The organism is Shewanella mesophila (assembly GCF_019457515.1).
Taxonomy (GTDB): Bacteria; Pseudomonadota; Gammaproteobacteria; order Enterobacterales; family Shewanellaceae; genus Shewanella; species Shewanella mesophila.
The window spans coordinates 2,222,267-2,241,349 of record NZ_CP080421.1; the positions used below are offsets into that span (position 1 = coordinate 2,222,267).

The following is a 19,083-nucleotide window of genomic DNA, read 5'->3' on the forward strand; positions in this document are numbered from 1 at the left end:
GAACTAATCGCTCAAGAGGAGCAAAGATGACTTCCGTTCAATGGCATGAAAGACGTTTAGGCGAAGACAAACATCGCCGTAACGATCACCGCAGTCCTTATCAGCGTGATAGGGCTAGGATATTACATTCTGCTGCATTTAGGCGTTTACAGGCTAAAACCCAAGTGCTTGGTGTTGGCATGAATGATTTTTATCGTACCCGGCTCACACACTCTCTTGAAGTATCCCAAATAGGCACAGGGATCTGTGCGCAGCTAAAACAAAAGTACCCGCAACTGGCTGGCTTGCTTGATTCCATGAGCCTGATAGAGTCACTCTGTTTAGCCCATGACATTGGACACCCTCCATTTGGTCACGGTGGTGAAGTGGCACTTAATTACATGATGCGCAGCGATGGCGGTTTTGAAGGTAACGGCCAAACCTTTAGAATTTTAACGGCCTTAGAGCCTTATACCCAATCTTTTGGGATGAATTTGTGCCGTCGAACCTTGCTTGGGATCTTAAAATATCCGGCCTGCCATGCCCAACTGTATCAATCCTACCCCAAACCTGAAGTCAGTAGTTATCGGCAACTTAAGCCATCTCAATGGCGGCCAGTTAAAGGGATATTTGATGAAGATAAATCGATAGTAGATTGGGTACTCGATCCGCTATCGAGTAACGATAAAAACCTCTTTCTATCGACCAAGACAATTGATCCGGCCGAGCACAAGCGGACCCTTTATAAATCACTGGATTGTTCCATCATGGAACTCGCCGATGATACCGCTTACGCAATCCATGATTTAGAAGATGCGATAGTGATGGGGATTGTTACCCAGGCGATGTGGCAACAAGATGTTGCAGATAAACTAGGGGCAAGCACAGACTCATGGATAAAGCAGGAGTTTGCCAACATAGGTGACAAACTGTTTTCTGTTGAAAATCATCTACGCAAAGATGCCATAGGCACTTTAGTTAATGGCTTTGTCACCGCCATCATCATCCATGATAATCCCGATTTTACGGAGCCTTTGCTGCGTTACAACGCCGCCTTAGAACAGCCGTTCCAAGAGGCGCTAGACATACTTAAACAATTTGTCTACCAACGAGTGATACGTAAACCTGAAATACAGATGCTGGAATATAAAGGTCAACAGATAGTAATGGAGTTATTTGAAGCCTTCGCCTCAGATCCCCAGCGCCTATTGCCGCTCAATACCCAAGAGCGTTGGCAACAGACCTTTGACAAGAATGGTAATACTCATCGAGTCATTGCCGATTACATATCGGGAATGACCGATGAATTTGCAGCCAGACTACATCAGCATCTGTTTAGTGCTAGAGCGGGTTCATTGATTGACCTGCAATAACAAGCTGCTAGCTTTATAGCACAACAAAAAACGCGCTAATGCGCGTTTTTTTTATACGTTTTAAGTTAACCAACTAACGTGGGGAATAGCCCTTTAAAGCCTGCGGCAATAACTTCGATACCAATAGAAAGCATTAACAATCCCATCAAACGAGTTATCACGTTAATCCCTGTCTTGCCGAGTAGCTTAAAAATCACTGGAGCCATTCTAAATAAGGCAAAACTAGTTAAACCGAAAATAATCACAGTAATCGACATACCGATTAAATCGGTTAATGTTTTGTGCTGCGCGGCAGAGACAATAACCGAACTAATCGCACCAGGACCCGCCATTAAGGGCAGCGCCAACGGAACAACTGCCACCGATTCCATCCCTGAGGCTTCACGGTCTTCTTCTTGGTTACGTTTTACTTCACCCAGTTTACCTTGCAGCATCGACATTGCGATAATTGCAATAAGTGCCCCACCCGCGATGCGAAAAGCTGACAATGAAATGCTAAACATATTTAAAATATGCTGTCCCGCGACTATTGTGACCAACAAAATAATCACCACGGCCAGATTAGCATTCTTAGCAGTTTGATTACGCTCCAACTCAGTTTGGTGGCTGGTTAAGCTAACAAAAACGGGCAGCAGTCCTACCGGATTGATGATAGCAACTAGCCCAAGAAAAAATTTAACATATATTGTTAAATCCAATGTCATGTCCTCAGTGACTTTTACTAGGTTTTAATACTAGGTGATAAAAGTGAGATGTTGAAAAAACGCTACTCTACATTATTGTCAGGAATTCGAGAAATGAGATTTTCTATCACAATTCACAACTTTGACTTAAATTTTCTATTTTTAATGCCACATTGGGTATGAATCATCCAAACAAGTCAGTAACTTCGTTATTTTATTACATAACCGACCAAAAACGTGGTTAAGATCACGGATAAACCGACGCTTTGGGTGTAATTTTTCTTCACGGAGAACATTTAGCCAAAACCAATTTTGGCTAAATATTTTTCAAGGATCTTAATTATGAACGTGACAAACGAACAGGAACTCAACCTACTGGTAGAACGGGTCGCTAAGGCCCAAGCCCAATATGCCAACTTCAGTCAACAACAGGTAGACAAGATCTTCCGTGCCGCAGCATTAGCCGCCGCTGACGCCAGAATTTCGCTTGCTAAAATGGCGGCAACTGAAACGTCTATGGGCGTAATTGAAGATAAAGTGATTAAAAACCACTTTGCATCTGAGTACATTTACAACAAGTATAAAGATGAAAAGACCTGCGGCATCTTAGCCGAAGATCCGACTTTTGGTACCATTACCATTGCCGAACCCGTGGGCATTATCTGTGGCATAGTACCCACTACTAACCCAACTTCAACGGCGATATTTAAGGCTCTTATCAGCTTAAAGACACGTAATGGTATTATCTTTTCGCCCCACCCTCGCGCAAAAGCCTCGACAACCACTGCCGCTAGAATCGTACTCGATGCCGCAATCGCCGCAGGCGCACCAAAAGATATTATCGGTTGGATTGACGAACCGAGTGTTGCACTGTCAAACCAATTAATGACCCATGACAAAATCAACCTGATCTTAGCAACAGGCGGCCCTGGCATGGTAAAAGCAGCCTATTCATCAGGAAAACCCGCAATTGGTGTTGGCGCGGGTAACACGCCTATCGTGATCGATGAAACGGCCGATATTAAGCGCGCTGTGAGTTCAATATTGATGTCAAAAACCTTCGATAACGGAGTTGTATGTGCTTCAGAACAAGCTGTTGTCGTTGTCGATGAGATCTATGATGCAGTTAAAGAGCGTTTTGCTAGCCATGGCGGCTATATATTGTCCACCAAAGAAGCGAAAGCGATGCAAAAGGTTATCCTTAAAAATGGAGGTCTTAATGCCGATATTGTAGGCCAGAGCGCTGCGACCATTGCAGCTATGGCTAATATAAAGGTACCGGCATCGACCAAGGTCTTGATTGGGCAAGCCACGGATATTTCAGAAGCCGAAGCCTTCGCCCACGAAAAGCTCTCTCCGTTACTGGCGATGTACCGCGCGAGCAATTTTGAACAAGCGATGGATAAGGCAGAAGCCCTTGTTACCCTTGGCGGTATCGGTCATACATCGGGGCTGTATACAGACCAAGATACCCAAACGGATCGCGTCAGAGCCTTTGGTTTTAGAATGAAAACCGCACGCATCTTAATCAATACCCCGGCATCTCAAGGCGGTATTGGCGATCTGTATAACTTTAAGCTAGCGCCTTCTTTGACTCTTGGCTGTGGTTCTTGGGGCGGTAACTCAATCTCTGAAAACGTAGGGCCAAGCCATTTAATCAACAAGAAAACCGTTGCTAAGCGAGCCGAAAATATGTTGTGGCATAAACTTCCCTCTTCTATCTATTTCCGTCGCGGTAGCTTACCTATCGCCCTAGAAGAACTTAGCGATAAGAAACGCGCGTTAATCGTAACAGACAAGTATCTGTTCAATAACGGTTATTGTGATGAAACGATTAAGATACTCAAAGCGCAAGGTCTAGAAACCGACGTCTTTTACGATGTCGAAGCCGATCCAACCCTTGCTATCGTTAATCAAGGCGCCAAAATGGCACAGAGTTTCCAGCCTGACGTGATCATCGCCCTCGGCGGTGGTTCGCCTATGGATGCGGCTAAGATCATTTGGGTGATGTATGAGCATCCTGAAGTTGATTTTGCTGACTTAGCGTTGCGCTTTATGGATATCCGTAAGCGTATCTATAAGTTCCCTAAAATGGGGAAGAAAGCGATGATGGTAGCGGTGCCAACTACCTCAGGCACAGGCTCTGAAGTTACTCCTTTTGCGGTCGTTACCGACGAAAAAACGGGTATGAAGTATCCGATCGCAGATTACGAATTGACACCGAACATGGCGATCGTCGATCCCAATTTGGTGATGGATATGCCAAAGTCATTAACCGCCTTTGGTGGAATAGATGCGGTCACTCATGCACTCGAAGCTTACGTCAGTGTAATGGCAAATGAATATAGTGACGGTCAAGCACTGCAAGCACTTGAGCTACTATTTAAACACTTACCAGATTCATACAACTTTGGCGCGAAAGCCCCAGTTGCTCGCGAGAAGGTTCATAATGGCGCAACAATCGCTGGTATCGCATTTGCTAATGCCTTCTTAGGTATCTGTCACTCTATGGCACATAAGCTGGGCGCGGAGTTCCATATCCCTCACGGACTCGCTAATGCTCTACTTATCGACAACGTGATTCGATTTAACGCGACCGATATGCCAACTAAACAAGCGGCATTCAGTCAATACGACCGACCTAAGGCTCTTTGTCGGTACGCAAAGATAGCTGAACATCTAAACCTTAAAGGCGCTATAGGCGACGGCATTAGTGATGAAGAAAAAGTGGAAGCATTGCTCGAAGAGATCGATAAACTCAAGAAGACGATTGGCATTCCGGCTTCGATCCAAGAGGCAGGAGTCAACGAAGCCGATTTCTTTGCCAAGCTCGATGAGCTAGCCGAAGATGCGTTTGATGATCAATGTACCGGAGCAAACCCACGTTACCCCTTGATCGCTGAACTAAAAGCACTGCTTACTGCCAGTTTTTACGGCAAAAAGTATCAAGATATCAACTAGTCTCGTGATACATAAAAGTAGGGCGCCGTAAGGCGCCTTACTTTTATAGCCATCAGTCATTAGCACCCACGAGACTAGCGGCTCTACTAAACAAATTTTATTTGTCCACACCATAGAAATTATTCGCTGTCGGACATCGCCTAACTGAGATATAAAACCTGCCCCAGTTTTGCGAGCACCTTCTAATTGAACAGCTTACCCCCGATCGGCATAACCCAAGATATCTTTGACCATATTTGTGAAAATATCGCCGACAAAGGTTACGTCGTATTACACAATCTGTTTCCTATCGCTGAACTCAATCACTTAGTCGATAATTTAAGCCAAATGGATACGGCCGAATTTAAACCAGCAGCAATTGGCAGGCAAAAAGACCAGCAAGTTGTCGAAGCGATCCGCAGCGATAGAATCTGTTGGTTAGATCGCACAATGGACTTTGCTTCGCCCTACTTCGATTGGTCAGAACAATTGAGACTCGCGATTAATCGCTACTTTTTTTTAGGCTTATTCGATTATGAGACCATGTTTGCTTACTATGAACCGGGTGCCTTTTATAAGCGCCATGTCGATGCCTTTAAAGGCCAATCTAACCGCAAATTGACTAGCATTCTCTATTTAAACAGAGAGTGGCAACAGGGCGACGGTGGTGAGTTACTTATGTACCGCCATGATGAATCTGCGCCATTTGAAATCGTCGAACCTCGTTTTGGCACTATGGTTATCTTCTTAAGCGAGCTGTTTCCCCATGAGGTGTGCCAGTCTCATAAGGATCGTTACAGCCTCACGGGTTGGTATCGTATAAATGAAGGCATCCCGTTAGATTAACAACCCCATCTCACTTGAGCCATATCTGCCGATATGGCCTCGACTCGCTTCACGCCATCGCCTCTCCCTGTTAGTCACGCCTTCTTAACGACAAATGGTTTATCCCCCCAACAAATTCCACCTCTGAATACCAATGACGCATCGCGTCACACCTGCAAAAAAGTTAACCAAGTACACCTAAAAATCACCGCAAGTCATGTATTCTATCTCTATAAAACAGATCTGATCTGGCGCGTTAATCATCTCAGTCAAGCGGACTGGTTAAGTGATAGCAATGGATCAGACTATTACCTAAATTTTAAATATGGCGGGCAAATGAAAACTATTGGATTGTTAGGTGGCATGAGTTGGGAGTCGACGGCAAGCTATTACAAAGCCATTAATCAGGGAGTAAAGTCAAAACTGGGCGGTTTACATTCAGCAAAAATTTGTCTCTATAGCGTAGATTTCGATGAAATTGAAAAATTACAGCATCAAGGTAACTGGTCTGAAACCGCGAAAATTTTAACCAAAGCGGCTAAATCTGTTGAAAAAGGTGGCGCTGATTTTTTGATGATCTGTACCAATACCATGCATAAGCTTGTACCTGAAATTGAGTCTGCGATCACTATCCCAATCTTACATATTGCAGATGCGACCGCTGAACTATTGGTACGTAACAATGTGACCAAAGTGGGCTTGCTCGGCACTCGATTTACAATGGAGCAGGATTTTTATAAAGGCCGGATAACCGACAAATTTAACATTGAGGTTATTGTCCCTACGAAAGAGGATCAAACAAAGGTACACGATGTTATTTACAACGAATTGTGCCAAGGCATCATCAATCAAGACTCTAAGAAACAATATCTCGATATCATCAATAGGCTTTATGCTGAAGGCGCTCAGGCGATTATTCTTGGCTGTACCGAGATAGCTTTGTTAGTCCAGCAAAGTGATACCAAGGTCATTTTGTACGATACGACTGCTATCCATGCCAATCGAGGAGTGGAGTATGCATTATTAGGGAGCAATTGATCGACGAGAACGACGCCGTAAAAAAGCCAGAACAGTGGTTCTGGCTTTTATTATGATCGGGACTCAAAAGGTTACTTTTCTGTCCAGCGATCCATCCAACCTAACACATTCGCGTACCACTGCTCTAAGTTATCTGGGTTTAAGATCCAGTGGTTTTCATCTGGGTAGATAAGCAACTCAGATGGGATCCCTTTACGCTGCATAAAGCTAAATGCAGCAAGACCTTGACCATAAGGTACACGGAAATCTTTCTCACCGTGAATTACCAACATGGGTGTTTTCCAGTTCTCAACATAGTTAACTGGGTTAAACTTCTCATACAGATCTTTGTTATCTTGATAAGGGCCACCAAATTCGTATTCGGGGAACCACAACTCTTCGGTCACATAGTACATAGAGCGCATATCAAACAGACCAGCGTGGTTAACTAGACACTTGAAGCCATCGTTCCAATTACCTTGGATCCAGTTCATCATGTAGCCACCGTAAGAACCACCCAGTGCACATGCTCTATCACCGTCTAACCACTTCTGTTGTTGCGTCACTGCAGCTAAACCTTTTTGCAGATCTTCAAGTGGCTTACCGCCCCAATCTTTTGAGATGGAGTCAGTGAACGCTTGACCGTAACCGGTAGAGCCATGGAAATCGACCATAACGACACCGTATCCAGCGCCTGCCCATAACTGCGCATTCCAGCGACTGCTAAATGAGTTACCAAATGATCCTTGCGGGCCACCATGAACGAGGTAAGCAACTGGATATTTCTTACCAGCCTGATAGTTACTTGGCTTGATCCAGTAACCATAGACCTCTTCATTGTTCCAACCTTTGAAACTGAATTGCTCAAATTCACCAAACTTGATCTTCGCTAACTTGTCTTTATTAACCTCTGTTAAACGGCTAATATTTTGACCGTCCAGTGACATGGTATAAAGATCGCCAGGCTCAACTAAGCTTTTATGGTTAAATACAATTTTGTCCTGAGTTAAACCCACAACGCTGTTGCTGCCTTCGTTATACACTGTCTTAACATCGCCAAACTGAGTATTAACTTCGAAAATGCTGACTTGACCAAGATCTTGCGCAGTCACATACAGGGTGCGGTTATCACTAGCAAACATCAATGAGCTAGCACTGCGATCCCAAAGTGGTGCCACTTCCTTCTCTTGTCCTGTCACCGTATCACGTAGCATGATGCGGTAACGGTCGGCTTCGAAGCCTGGCTTAGTCATTGCTAAATAGGCCATATAGCGGCCATCAGCCGAAAATGTAGGCTGTGCATCCCATGCTTTATTGGCTTCGGTCAAATTTTTAGCTTTACCGCCAGTAACAGGGACTTGCCATAAATCATAGTTAGTCTCCCACGCTTGTGAGGTGCTTGGCGCTTTCGCACTATAGACAACATATTTGCCATCCGGAGTGAAAGTCACCTCTTCCATACCAGAAAATGGTTTTGGCGGCGTTTCAGTATCTAAGCCCATGGTCACATCGACAGGCGCTGTGATGGTTTCGCCGTTTAACGGCGCAACAAATAGATGACTGCGAGCGTGATCGCCCCAGGTATCCCAGTGACGAACCATTAACTGCTTGTATTCACGACCAGTGGATTGACGGTCGGCTTCGCTGGCAAATTTATCGGCAGAACAAGCCAGGTCTTTGCATTCAGGGAAGACGCGCATATTAAGCACAATTTGCTGACTGTCTTGGGACAACTTATACCCTTCAACATCTAAAGGTAGCTTAGATATTTGGCGCGCTTCGCCGCCGTCGAGAGCAAGTTCAAATAGCTGCGAGCTGCCATCGCGTGCTGCAAGGAAATAGACTTTTTTATCATCGCTGCTAAAAGAGACCGAATGCTCTGTTCCTTTTACCGAAGTTAAGCGTTTAACTTCACCAGAACCATCGACCATTTGAAGATACAGATCAGATTCGGCATCACCATTGTCATCAATATTTTTCACAGCGTAGACGATTTTGGTGCCATCATTGGACAAAGCTGTCGAATGTAGCTTGTTCATCTTGACAAGGTGCTGAACCTTAAAAGGCTCTGGTGACGCGGCATTAGCGCCAAAAGCAACACCCGCAGCCGCAAGGGCTAGTATGATTGCAGTTTTTTTCATTGTTATTGTCATCTTGTTGGAATGATGGTCAGGCTTTAGCCCAACACAGAAATTTATAAGCGCAAGCACACTAAACAAAAATGGGGAATTAGGCAAGACGCCTACTCCCCCAAGAACTTATTCAATGTGTAACGCAATATGTGAAAGCGCGATTAGCTAATGTTAGCTCAGTTTCACCTTCCAGGTTGCTGGCCCCGTTTCATGGGCATTCACCCCTTCACTGTCGACCGCAACGGTCACAGGCATATCTTGGACATCAAATTCGTAGATAGCTTCCATTCCTAAATCTTCGAATGCTACGACTCTTGATCTCTTGATCGCTTTAGATACTAAGTATGCTGCGCCACCAACAGCCATCAAATACACGGCCTTGTGCTTCTTAATTGATTCAACGGTCGCAGGGCCGCGCTCAGCTTTACCGATCATGCCCATCAAACCGGTTTTATCCAGCATAAGATCTGTGAACTTATCCATACGGGTAGCCGTTGTTGGGCCTGCAGGGCCAACCACTTCATTACCGACTGGATCCACAGGGCCAACGTAGTAGATAAACTTACCGGTAAAGTCGACACCTTCTGGCAACCCTTCACCACTTTCTATCAGGGTCTGAATACGCTTGTGCGCCGCATCGCGACCGGTGAGCATTTTACCATTAAGCAGCAGCACATCGCCGCTCTTCCACTGCTCGATATCGGCTTGAGTCACTGTATCTAGGTTAACGCGGCGAACATCTTCACCCGCTTCACGAGTGATCTCAGGCCAATCGGCAAGTGATGGTGGTGTCAGATCAGCAGGACCTGTGCCATCAAGATGGAAATGAACATGGCGCGTAGCAGCGCAGTTAGGGATCATCACCACAGGTTTTGATGCAGCATGGGTTGGCGCCGACTTAATTTTAATATCGAGCACCGTAGTTAAACCACCAAGCCCTTGCGCGCCTATGCCAAGTTTATTAGCACGTTCGAAGATCTCAAGACGCAGCTTTTCTTCTGTGGTTTCTGCTCCACGAGCTTGAAGCTCATGAATATCGACAGGGTCCATCAATGACTCTTTTGCCATAACGGCCGCTTTCTCTGCAGTCCCACCAATACCTATGCCGAGCATGCCTGGTGGACACCAACCCGCCCCCATGGTTGGTAAGGTTTTTTCGACCCATTCGGCGATATCATCGGAGGGGTTTAGCATGACCATCTTAGATTTGTTTTCCGATCCACCACCTTTTGCCGCGATTGCCACTTCAACATGATTACCTGGTACCATGTCGATATGCACGACTGAAGGCGTATTGTCTCGGGTGTTTTTACGGCTACCGGCAGGATCTGCCACAATCGAAGCACGCAGTGGATTATCAGGATTGGTGTATGCGCGACGAACACCTTCATCGACCATCTCTTGCACTGTCATATCGGTCTTGTCCCACCGAACACCCATACCGACTTTCACAAAGCAAGTCACAATGCCAGTATCTTGGCATAACGGACGCTTACCTTCCGCAGACATACGAGAGTTAATTAGGATCTGCGCTATCGCATCTTTAGCAGCCGCGCTTTCTTCTTTGTCATAGGCCTCGGCCATGGCATCGACGAAATCCTTAGGGTGATAATAAGAGATGTATTGTAGTGCGTCAGCAACGCTCTCGATAAGATCCGCTTGCTTGATGATGGGCTGTTCTATACTCACAGACTTTTCCTTTATCACAGTTTGGTTTGTTCATCGCCCTTTTGCAGGGTCGTGTATTTTTTTTGAATCCGTTCACATTATGATACTCTTTCGCGACTTTTAGGGGAACATCACATTTTAGATAAGGTTATTTGATGGTTTATTCGTCAACTCAAGGCATTGCAGTTAAAAATTTGGACTGGAATTTGTCAACGACGGAAGTTTTTAGCCATTTTGCAGACAAGCCATGGGCGATGCTGCTCGATTCAGCGAGTGCCAGTCATATCGATGCGCGTTATGACATTATCGTTTTTGATCCGATAGCGACATTAGTTACCCAAGGGCAACTCACCAGCTGTTGCCATTACCAGGAAGACGGCACAGCGACAACAGAGACTAGCGCCCGAGATCCATTTACCTTGTTAAAGCAAATTATCCAACGCTATTTCCCTACAACTTATGAGTGTGAACTGCCCTTTAGTGGTGGCGCACTAGGGTCCTTTAGCTATGATTTGGGCCGCGTTATAGAATCACTGCCTACCACGGCGACAAAAGATATTGATCTGCCCGAGATGAACGTAGGCATCTATAACTGGGCGCTGATATTTGATAGCCAAACTGCCACTTGGTCTATGGTGCATTACCTTGGGCAACAACAACTTGAACAGCAACTTGCTAAAATAGAACAATCCTTAGGACTATCCTTGTCTAAAGCACCATTTTCACTCTGTTCTGATTGGCGGCCACAGATAGACAAACAAGCCTATAGTGACAAATTTGCCGCCATTCAAACATACCTACACAGTGGCGATTGTTACCAAATCAACCTCACTCAGCGCTTTGAGGCGCAATATCAAGGTGATGAATGGCTGGCTTATCTAAAACTGCGCCAAACCAATAAGGCACCGTTTTCCGCATTTTGTCGCTTGCCAGACAATGCCCTGTTATCGATATCCCCCGAGCGTTTTATTCAACTCAAGGGGGACGCAATCCAAACCAAACCCATTAAAGGCACTATGCCGCGCGCTTCAGATCCTGCACTCGATCAACAGAGCGCAGCAATGCTGGCAAATTCAGAAAAGGATCGTGCCGAAAACTTAATGATCGTCGATCTACTTAGAAACGACATAGGAAAAGTCGCTCAGCCCGGGTCAGTCCGCGTACCAATACTTTTTGCGATCGAAAGTTTTCCCGCCGTTCATCATCTGGTCAGCACTGTTACGGCCAAATTAGATAAAGGCTACCATGCCACCGATCTTTTACGGGCGGCATTTCCCGGGGGCTCAATCACAGGCGCACCTAAGATAAGAGCGATGGAGATCATTGAGGAACTCGAACCATCTAGACGCAGTCTATACTGCGGCTCTATTGGCTATATCAGTCAAGATGGCCAAATGGATTCGAGCATCACCATACGAACCTTAATTGCCGAAGACAACAAACTCTATTGCTGGGCTGGCGGCGGAATAGTGGCAGATAGCCTCGTCGATGCCGAATATCAAGAAAGCTATGATAAGGTAAGTAAGATATTACCGATTTTGGCTAACTCTAATGACACTCGATGAGTTTAAGCGGCGCTATGCCCTACAAGTATTACCCAGCGATAACGCACCTAAAATTAACCGCGTGCTTCGTCAAGCCGCGGTTTTAGTTGCATTAATCGAAAAAGAGCAAGAGTTACACCTTATCCTCACTCGCCGTCCAACCCACCTTCGCGCCCATCCTGGGCAAATTAGCTTTCCTGGTGGCAAGGTGGAGGAGCAAGATGTCGATTGCGTGGCAACGGCACTGAGAGAAGCGTTTGAAGAGATAGCATTACCGACTCAAAACGTAGAAATATTAGGGCAATATCCCATATTTAATACCTTTACCGGATTTGCGATTTCCCCCATCATTGGCATCGTCAAAGAGGATTTCGAACCAGTGCTTGACCCAGGTGAAGTGGATGAACTCTTTACCGTGCCCTTAAGGTTTCTGCTCGATCCCGCTAATAGAATCGTCAAGCAGTTCACCCGAAGGGGAGTCACCTACCCCGTCTACTTTATCTCCTATGAAGAATATTTTATTTGGGGAGCCACTGCGGCAATGATCGACAAAATATGTCGCCAGGTCTCACCCTAGTTGCTAATGCCAACGAAATGAAAGCGGACGAAATAGAAGCTAACCAACTACAAACCCTGTTTTAAATCAGAAACTTAATATAAAGCCCAGCAGCAGTCGAGGTCAGCAGCAACAAAGGAATGTTAAACCAATAGCCCATTCGACTATGGTGCGCAACATAAAAGTTAACCGCTAAACTCACCAAGCTGATCGCAGCACAGGCCCATAATACATATTCGAGGCGTAAAGTTATGGTGGGATCCCAATCTAAACGAACACTCGCACCTTTGCTCAAGAAATAGCCTACAGCGCGATCGGGTCTGGCTTTATCAAACAGCAATAGAGCATAGACAGCCAATGACCAGCCTAAGATGGACAAAGTCCCTAAAAAAATCTGAAAAATTTTGATTTTTTTCATATCCGCCCTCGTACACTTGCTGTTAACGTCCTACTCAAGCCTACTATATTAAGTATAGCGTTTGAACAAAATTCAAACTGTTATAATAAGTTATACTGATCGTGATAAGAAATTGACTCGCTTTTCCCCAAAAAATGAGCTCATCGATTTAACCAATTGGAAGGTCGAGACAGGAATGAACCTGAATGAATTAGTACTTTAAGCTTATTTCATCCCAAACTTGTTATCAGCTATTTTTAACAGGCGTTGTTTTGTCCCTCAATAGGCAGAAGATTGCAACTGTTCACAACACTGCCAGCGGAATAAAGGGCTGTTTGAGATACCTTTATTATCCCAAGTTCTGGTGATTTACCAAAAGATTTGCCAAATCGACTCATAAACTCAAGATTATTTGTCACCAACAGCCTATATATACGGTTTTTCCCTTGAGAAAAGCCACCAGCAAGGTAATATAAACGTCCAAAATTTTTAATAAAACGATTCGTTGGAGAACTAAGCAACAATGAGCATTGCATCTGTCGCTTCTGTATTTAAAGGTGATTTTGCGGTTGGTTCGCAAGTTACTGTGCGCGGTTGGGTGAGAACTCGCCGAGATTCCAAGGCCGGCATCTCTTTTCTTGCCGTTTATGATGGTTCCTGTTTTGACCCAATTCAGGGCGTGGTGCCAAATAGCTTAGAAAATTACGATAATGAAGTCCTTAAATTGACAGCGGGTTGTTCTGTAGTCATGACAGGAGAAGTTGTTGAATCTCCAGGCCAAGGCCAAGCATTTGAACTACAAGTCACCAATGTCGAAGTCACTGGCTGGGTAGATGATCCAGACACTTATCCAATGGCTGCTAAGCGTCACTCGATTGAGCATCTGCGTGAACTCGCCCACCTGCGTCCGCGAACCAATATTATTGGTGCCGTCGCACGTGTACGTAACTGTCTATCTCAAGCAATTCATCGTTTTTATAACGAAGAAGGCTTCATTTGGGTATCTACACCACTTATTACCGCTTCAGATTGTGAAGGCGCTGGTGAGATGTTCCGCGTATCTACCTTAGATTTAGAAAACTTACCTCGCACAGACGATGGTAAAGTGGATTATAAAGAAGACTTTTTCGGTAAAGAATCATTTTTGACCGTATCGGGTCAGTTAAATGCTGAGACTTACGCGAGCGCATTATCAAAGGTTTATACCTTTGGCCCAACGTTCCGCGCCGAAAACTCAAACACCAGCCGTCACTTAGCCGAATTCTGGATGGTTGAACCTGAAGTCGCTTTCGCTGACTTAGACGATGTTGCAGGCCTCGCCGAGCGTATGCTTAAGTACTGTTTCAAAGCTGTGCTTGAAGAGCGTCGTGACGATCTTGCATTTTTCACTCAGCGTGTTGATAAAACCGTTACTGAGCGTTTAGAAAACTTCGTTAACAGTGATTTCGCTCAAGTCGACTATACCGATGCCGTTGAGATCCTTAAAAACTGTGGTAAGAAGTTTGAATTTGACGTTGAGTGGGGTATCGATCTGCAATCAGAGCATGAGCGTTACCTAGCAGAAGAGCATTTCAAAGCCCCTGTCGTGGTTAAAAACTATCCGAAAGATATCAAAGCATTCTATATGCGCCTCAATGAAGACGGTAAGACCGTCGCGGCTATGGATGTTCTAGCGCCAGGTATTGGTGAGATCATCGGCGGCGCGCAGCGTGAAGAGCGTCTTGATGTGCTGGATATGCGCCTAGCTGAGATGGATTTGAGCCAAGAAGATTACTGGTGGTACCGTGATCTACGCCGTTATGGCACAGTCCCTCATGCAGGTTTTGGCTTAGGTTTTGAGCGTTTGGTTTCTTACGTAACGGGTGTATCTAACATTCGCGACGTTATTCCATTCCCACGCGCACCTAAATCGGCTAACTTCTAATTATGGGATATGAGCTAGTTTAACTTCGAATATATTGATGGTTAAGCCTGCTTATCATATTCTTGATTTAGAAGATAAAGTTTAATTTAGAACGCCCTATATGGGCGTTTTTTTATGAATTTAATTTCTATGATGCAATTTTTTAGATAGATAAAGAGATAAGATTCAAAGGCAAAACGGTAGCCCAATAACACTGTGCAAATCGTCCACGTTTTACATACACGCTTTGCAAATCGACAGCCAAAAGCGCATCCTAGCGATTAAAACAATAACAAGAGTATATTTAATCATGTGGCTCCAACGACAGATCACCATTACGCGAAAAACTCGAGGGTTCCATCTGATCACAGATGAGATATATCAGGCGCTCCCAGAATTGCAGCACCTTAGCATTGGTCTTGCTCACCTCCTACTGCAACATACCTCGGCAGGACTCACCCTCAATGAAAACGCCGATCCTAGTGTCCGAGAAGATTTTGAGCGCTACTTTAACCAGCTAGCGCCAGAAAACGAGCCTTACTACACCCATACTTATGAAGGTCCTGATGATATGCCGGCCCATTTGAAATCTTCACTCCTTGGCGCTGAACTCACTATCCCCATTACCGATGGCGAGTTTAACCTAGGTACATGGCAAGGGGTCTACCTTTGCGAAGCACGAGATCGCGCCAGTGAGCGAACCGTGATAGTGACAATTCAAGGCGAATAGAGACTAGAGAGCAAGAGAAATGAAATGAGCCTTTCGGCATTCGCATTTTAGGTTATTTCATCTCAAGCTAAGCCTTAGTCTCTGTTGATTATTGCGTACCCGACAATCTATCCTTGCTCTAAGCTTGTTTCGTCGGAGAGTGGTTGCAACAAGGCTAACCAATCATCACTGTTCATCTCTGCAACAGAAAGACTCTCGGTTTGATACATACTCTGTGCCAAGGCCTTCTTGGTTTGTTGTAACTGCTGAATGCGCTCTTCAACGGTATTTTGGCAGATAAGCTTATAGACAAAGACCGGCTTCTGCTGCCCTATCCGATACGCTCTATCACTCGCCTGCTCCTCGGCAGCCGGATTCCACCAGGGATCCACATGAATAACTACATCTGCCTCAGTCAGATTAAGGCCAGAGCCGCCTGCCTTAAGGCTGATCAGAAACACATTCACCTGTCCACTGCGGAAACGGTCGATGATCTTATCTCTATGACGGCTTCTGCCCGTTAGCATCTCATAATCTATGCCTTGATCATCCAGTTGCTGAGCAATCAGATCGAGCATGGTTGTAAAGGATGAAAAAATGAGAATATTACGACCATCCTCAATCATATTTGGCAGTTTGTTTTCAAGCCAGGCCAGCTTAGAGGATTCCGCCACCAACAGCGCTTGAGGCACATCATGCTCAAGATGACTCGAACTGTGATCATCAACGCTTGGACTAAGTTTAAGCATCGCTGGATGACAACATACTTGGCGCAACTTTAACAATGCGTTACTGATCGCTAATCGGTTCGCTTTCGCCCCCGTTTGTAATAGGGCTAATTGTAACTGCTCTGCTACGGTTAACCGTATGGTTTCATATAGATCCGACTGAGTTTGACTCAGCTCAATTAAGGTATTGATCACCGTTTTTTTCGGTAATTCGGTCGCCACCTGAACCTTGGTGCGCCTGAGCATAAATGGCGCTATTCGCTGCGCTAATTTACGTCTGGCTGTATCGCAATTATCTTTTTCTATCGGTTGCTTAAACTGAAGTTGATATTGCCCCGCACTGCCAAGAAAACCCGGCATAAGAAAATGAAACAAAGACCATAATTCGCCTAAGTGGTTTTCCATCGGCGTGCCAGTAAGACACAGACGATGACTTGTATCTAAGCGATTCACCAGTTTAGTCACCCGGCTCCTGCTATTTTTGATCGTCTGAGCTTCATCAAGGATCACTTGATACCAATGACGTGTGGTCAGTTCATCGGCGTCTTGAGCCAAAATGCCGTAGCTGGTGATCACCATATCGACATTCGTTAGCGCCTGCAGGTGCTCATGTCGAGCACGACCACTCCAGACTAATGTGGTGAGACTTGGGGTAAAGTTACTGGCTTCACGTTGCCAATTACTGAGCAAACTGGTTGGCGCAATCACTAACACAGGCGCATTTAGCTTGCCCTGCTCCTTATCCATCAAAATACTACACAAGGTTTGAAGGGTTTTGCCAAGCCCCATATCATCAGCCAAAATCCCAGCAAAATGGTGTTGCTTAATAAATTGAAGCCAGCTAACACCTTGTTCCTGATAAGGCCTGAGCACAGCATTAAGCCCTTTAGGCAAAACGATATCCGTGCCGTGGGCTTTATTATTCACATAGCTATTTAATGCTAGCGCCTGTTTTCGTAACCAAGTGGCACCACTCCACTTCAGGGCTTTAGATCGCTTATCGGTCAGATCCTGTTTGAATGCACTGTCTAATTGGGGCAATCTTGTCAGTTGGTGCCGAGGTAACACCAACTGCTGCGACTCATTCAATGGCTGTTTATTAAAGAGTTCACCTAATACACTTAAGATCCGCGCCACCCTGTCGGCTGGCAGTGACAATAGCTCTCCGGTATCTAATTCCAACGAAATAGGCTCACGCCCCTGTTCTAGCGACAATTTACCTTGGCGAATTAAGTTAGTGAGTAGAGGTAATAGATTAACTCGCTCACCATCAACCTCAACCCCAAGACTGAGTTCGAACCAATCGGTATTGGGTGTTGCAACTTCTGCAAACCAGTTATTTGCGGCCACTTTTACGAATCGCTTCTTAGCGGCAAAATCGATCTGCCAGCCAGCCAGCGCCAATTTTCTAAAAAACACCACATGCTCACTGATGTCGTCGGGAACCAACCTAGTCCCAGCGGGCAAACTTCGACTAATAGGTAGCTCAAATCGTTGGCTTACTAAAGGGAGAATATTAAGCATGAGTTGGCACTTGGCCACTTGTGTCATCAAGGGCTGATGATTTGCTGCAATAAATAACAGTTGCGACAAGTTATAAGCCACACCTCGATGCACCATAGTAAACAAGGCGACATCCAGGGGCATCATGGCGGGGACTAACCAGGGAAAATCGACCCCATGACGTATCACTTCAATACGAGGTAACCATTCTCCATCGAGATCGATATTGGCTAAGATCCCCTGACCTATCTGTTCATTGTTCCCCTCATCAATGATCAAGGTATTACTCACCGGCTCAAGATAGCAGTTGTCTGCCAGATCGATTAAATAACTCGTATCGACAAAATCTTCATCGTATTGAATATCACAGCCCAATGGCCGCTGAACGTCTTGATAACATCCTCGTCCAGTAGCCCCAAGCAGTTGGTAAAAGTCTGCTGGCAAACCGAGCGCTAAAGGTAGCTGGATCTGCTCGGTTTGTTCAGCCAAGGCTTCGCCAGATACTAAGGTTTTAAGCTGATGGAAGAGTTGCAGATCAGTTTGGCTGACATACTTAGGTAAAGGCGTACTGCTGGTGACATCAAATCCCAAGGGACCACGTAATTGGTAGCTACCATTTTTATTAAGGTAGCCTTTGTGAACGCTTAATTGCAGCGCGTTTACCTCACCATGAATAAGATATAAGACTCGATGGCGAGCCATTGCAGGGAAAGGGTCAAACTGTTGGTTAGCTTCGCTTTTAAACAGGCGGATAGCGGTATCTGCACGACGACTACGAGTATGAGGATCGGGTTGACTCGCCTCATACTCGATAGCTAATGCTGCGACGTGAGCACATTGGCGCTGCGAACAAGAACACTCGCCTTTAACCCCTTCGCCCGTTAACAAGAGACGAGTCGTTTGCGGCCCTTGAGGATCGATAAATCGACCAGTAATGCTCTCTGCGTTGTAAGAAAAGTCGCTCAGTTCCTGTTGCAGAAGGAGTTGTAAACCCGCAAACCTTTGTTGATGTGTAAAATCGTGCGCAGTCTTTAACAATGAAACCATCCGTGACGATGCATATAGCCCATCAATATTTCGTCGAAAGGAGAAATGATATCACTAGTGACGCAATTAGACTAACCAA

At 45.3% G+C, this 19,083-nt stretch carries 13 protein-coding genes; 8 read left to right on the forward strand and 5 right to left on the reverse strand.

Going from position 1 to position 19,083, the window contains the following annotated elements:
• Positions 1–26 precede the first annotated feature (26 nt).
• Complete coding sequence (locus K0I73_RS09770; RefSeq protein ID WP_220060964.1) at positions 27–1,352, forward strand: anti-phage deoxyguanosine triphosphatase; 1,326 nt, start codon at positions 27–29, stop codon at positions 1,350–1,352.
• Between the two features lie 65 nt (positions 1,353–1,417).
• On the opposite strand, the gene K0I73_RS09775 is transcribed toward K0I73_RS09770, so the two are convergent.
• Entirely contained in the window at positions 1,418–2,050 is a 633-nt protein-coding gene (locus K0I73_RS09775; RefSeq protein ID WP_220060965.1) for a YchE family NAAT transporter, read from the reverse strand.
• A 327-nt stretch (positions 2,051–2,377) separates the two neighbouring features.
• Here K0I73_RS09775 and adhE point away from each other — a divergent pair, with 327 nt between their 5' ends.
• The 3 genes from adhE (at position 2,378) to K0I73_RS09790 (ending at position 6,838) form a co-directional block, all read left to right on the forward strand.
• On the forward strand, positions 2,378–4,996 hold the full coding sequence (gene adhE / locus K0I73_RS09780; protein WP_220060966.1) for a bifunctional acetaldehyde-CoA/alcohol dehydrogenase: 2,619 nt from the start codon (positions 2,378–2,380) through the stop codon (positions 4,994–4,996).
• 186 nt (positions 4,997–5,182) lie between these two features.
• Positions 5,183–5,821, forward strand: a complete 639-nt coding sequence (locus K0I73_RS09785; protein WP_220060967.1) for a 2OG-Fe(II) oxygenase — start codon at positions 5,183–5,185, stop codon at positions 5,819–5,821.
• A gap of 315 nt (positions 5,822–6,136) precedes the next feature.
• Positions 6,137–6,838: an aspartate/glutamate racemase family protein gene (locus tag K0I73_RS09790; protein WP_220060968.1), complete on the forward strand. Its 702-nt coding sequence runs from the start codon at positions 6,137–6,139 to the stop codon at positions 6,836–6,838.
• Positions 6,839–6,909: 71 nt separating this feature from the next.
• Here the strand turns inward: K0I73_RS09790 and K0I73_RS09795 are convergent, their stop codons facing one another.
• Together K0I73_RS09795 and K0I73_RS09800 are read right to left on the reverse strand one after the other, a co-directional pair.
• Entirely contained in the window at positions 6,910–8,970 is a 2,061-nt protein-coding gene (locus K0I73_RS09795) for a S9 family peptidase (protein ID WP_434086678.1), read from the reverse strand.
• A gap of 150 nt (positions 8,971–9,120) precedes the next feature.
• Entirely contained in the window at positions 9,121–10,638 is a 1,518-nt protein-coding gene (locus K0I73_RS09800; RefSeq protein ID WP_220060970.1) for a fumarate hydratase, read from the reverse strand.
• Positions 10,639–10,772: 134 nt separating this feature from the next.
• On the opposite strand from K0I73_RS09800, the gene pabB reads away from it, so the two are divergent.
• Together pabB and K0I73_RS09810 are read left to right on the forward strand one after the other, a co-directional pair.
• Positions 10,773–12,182 (forward strand): aminodeoxychorismate synthase component I, encoded by a 1,410-nt coding sequence (gene pabB, locus K0I73_RS09805; RefSeq protein WP_220060971.1) that lies wholly within the window; start codon positions 10,773–10,775, stop codon positions 12,180–12,182.
• Complete coding sequence (locus tag K0I73_RS09810) at positions 12,169–12,738, forward strand: CoA pyrophosphatase (protein ID WP_220060972.1); 570 nt, start codon at positions 12,169–12,171, stop codon at positions 12,736–12,738. Before pabB ends, K0I73_RS09810 begins: the two co-directional genes overlap by 14 nt.
• Before the next feature lie 61 nt (positions 12,739–12,799).
• Here the strand turns inward: K0I73_RS09810 and K0I73_RS09815 are convergent, their stop codons facing one another.
• A complete protein-coding gene (locus K0I73_RS09815; protein WP_220060973.1) occupies positions 12,800–13,135 on the reverse strand; it encodes a hypothetical protein in 336 nt (111 codons plus the stop codon).
• Positions 13,136–13,637: 502 nt separating this feature from the next.
• Between K0I73_RS09815 and asnS the strand changes: the two genes are divergently transcribed.
• A complete protein-coding gene (gene asnS / locus K0I73_RS09820) occupies positions 13,638–15,038 on the forward strand; it encodes an asparagine--tRNA ligase (protein ID WP_220060974.1) in 1,401 nt (466 codons plus the stop codon).
• Between the two features lie 289 nt (positions 15,039–15,327).
• On the forward strand, positions 15,328–15,747 hold the full coding sequence (locus K0I73_RS09825; RefSeq protein WP_220060975.1) for a secondary thiamine-phosphate synthase enzyme YjbQ: 420 nt from the start codon (positions 15,328–15,330) through the stop codon (positions 15,745–15,747).
• Between the two features lie 107 nt (positions 15,748–15,854).
• On the opposite strand, the gene K0I73_RS09830 is transcribed toward K0I73_RS09825, so the two are convergent.
• Positions 15,855–18,995 carry a DEAD/DEAH box helicase gene (locus tag K0I73_RS09830; protein WP_220060976.1) on the reverse strand — a complete coding sequence of 1,047 codons (3,141 nt, stop codon included), beginning with the start codon at positions 18,993–18,995 and terminating at the stop codon, positions 15,855–15,857.
• Positions 18,996–19,083: the final 88 nt, after the last annotated feature.

Bases quoted from the DNA above. Each gene is read 5' to 3' on its own strand.
- K0I73_RS09770 (WP_220060964.1), top strand. From the start codon at position 27: ATGACTTCCGTTCAATGGCATGAAAGACGTTTAGGCGAAGACAAACAT.
- adhE (WP_220060966.1), top strand. From the start codon at position 2,378: ATGAACGTGACAAACGAACAGGAACTCAACCTACTGGTAGAACGGGTC.
- K0I73_RS09790 (WP_220060968.1), top strand. From the start codon at position 6,137: ATGAAAACTATTGGATTGTTAGGTGGCATGAGTTGGGAGTCGACGGCA.
- K0I73_RS09795 (WP_434086678.1), bottom strand. From the start codon at position 8,970: ATGACAATAACAATGAAAAAAACTGCAATCATACTAGCCCTTGCGGCT.
- pabB (WP_220060971.1), top strand. From the start codon at position 10,773: ATGGTTTATTCGTCAACTCAAGGCATTGCAGTTAAAAATTTGGACTGG.
- K0I73_RS09810 (WP_220060972.1), top strand. From the start codon at position 12,169: ATGACACTCGATGAGTTTAAGCGGCGCTATGCCCTACAAGTATTACCC.
- K0I73_RS09815 (WP_220060973.1), bottom strand. From the start codon at position 13,135: ATGAAAAAAATCAAAATTTTTCAGATTTTTTTAGGGACTTTGTCCATC.
- asnS (WP_220060974.1), top strand. From the start codon at position 13,638: ATGAGCATTGCATCTGTCGCTTCTGTATTTAAAGGTGATTTTGCGGTT.
- K0I73_RS09825 (WP_220060975.1), top strand. From the start codon at position 15,328: ATGTGGCTCCAACGACAGATCACCATTACGCGAAAAACTCGAGGGTTC.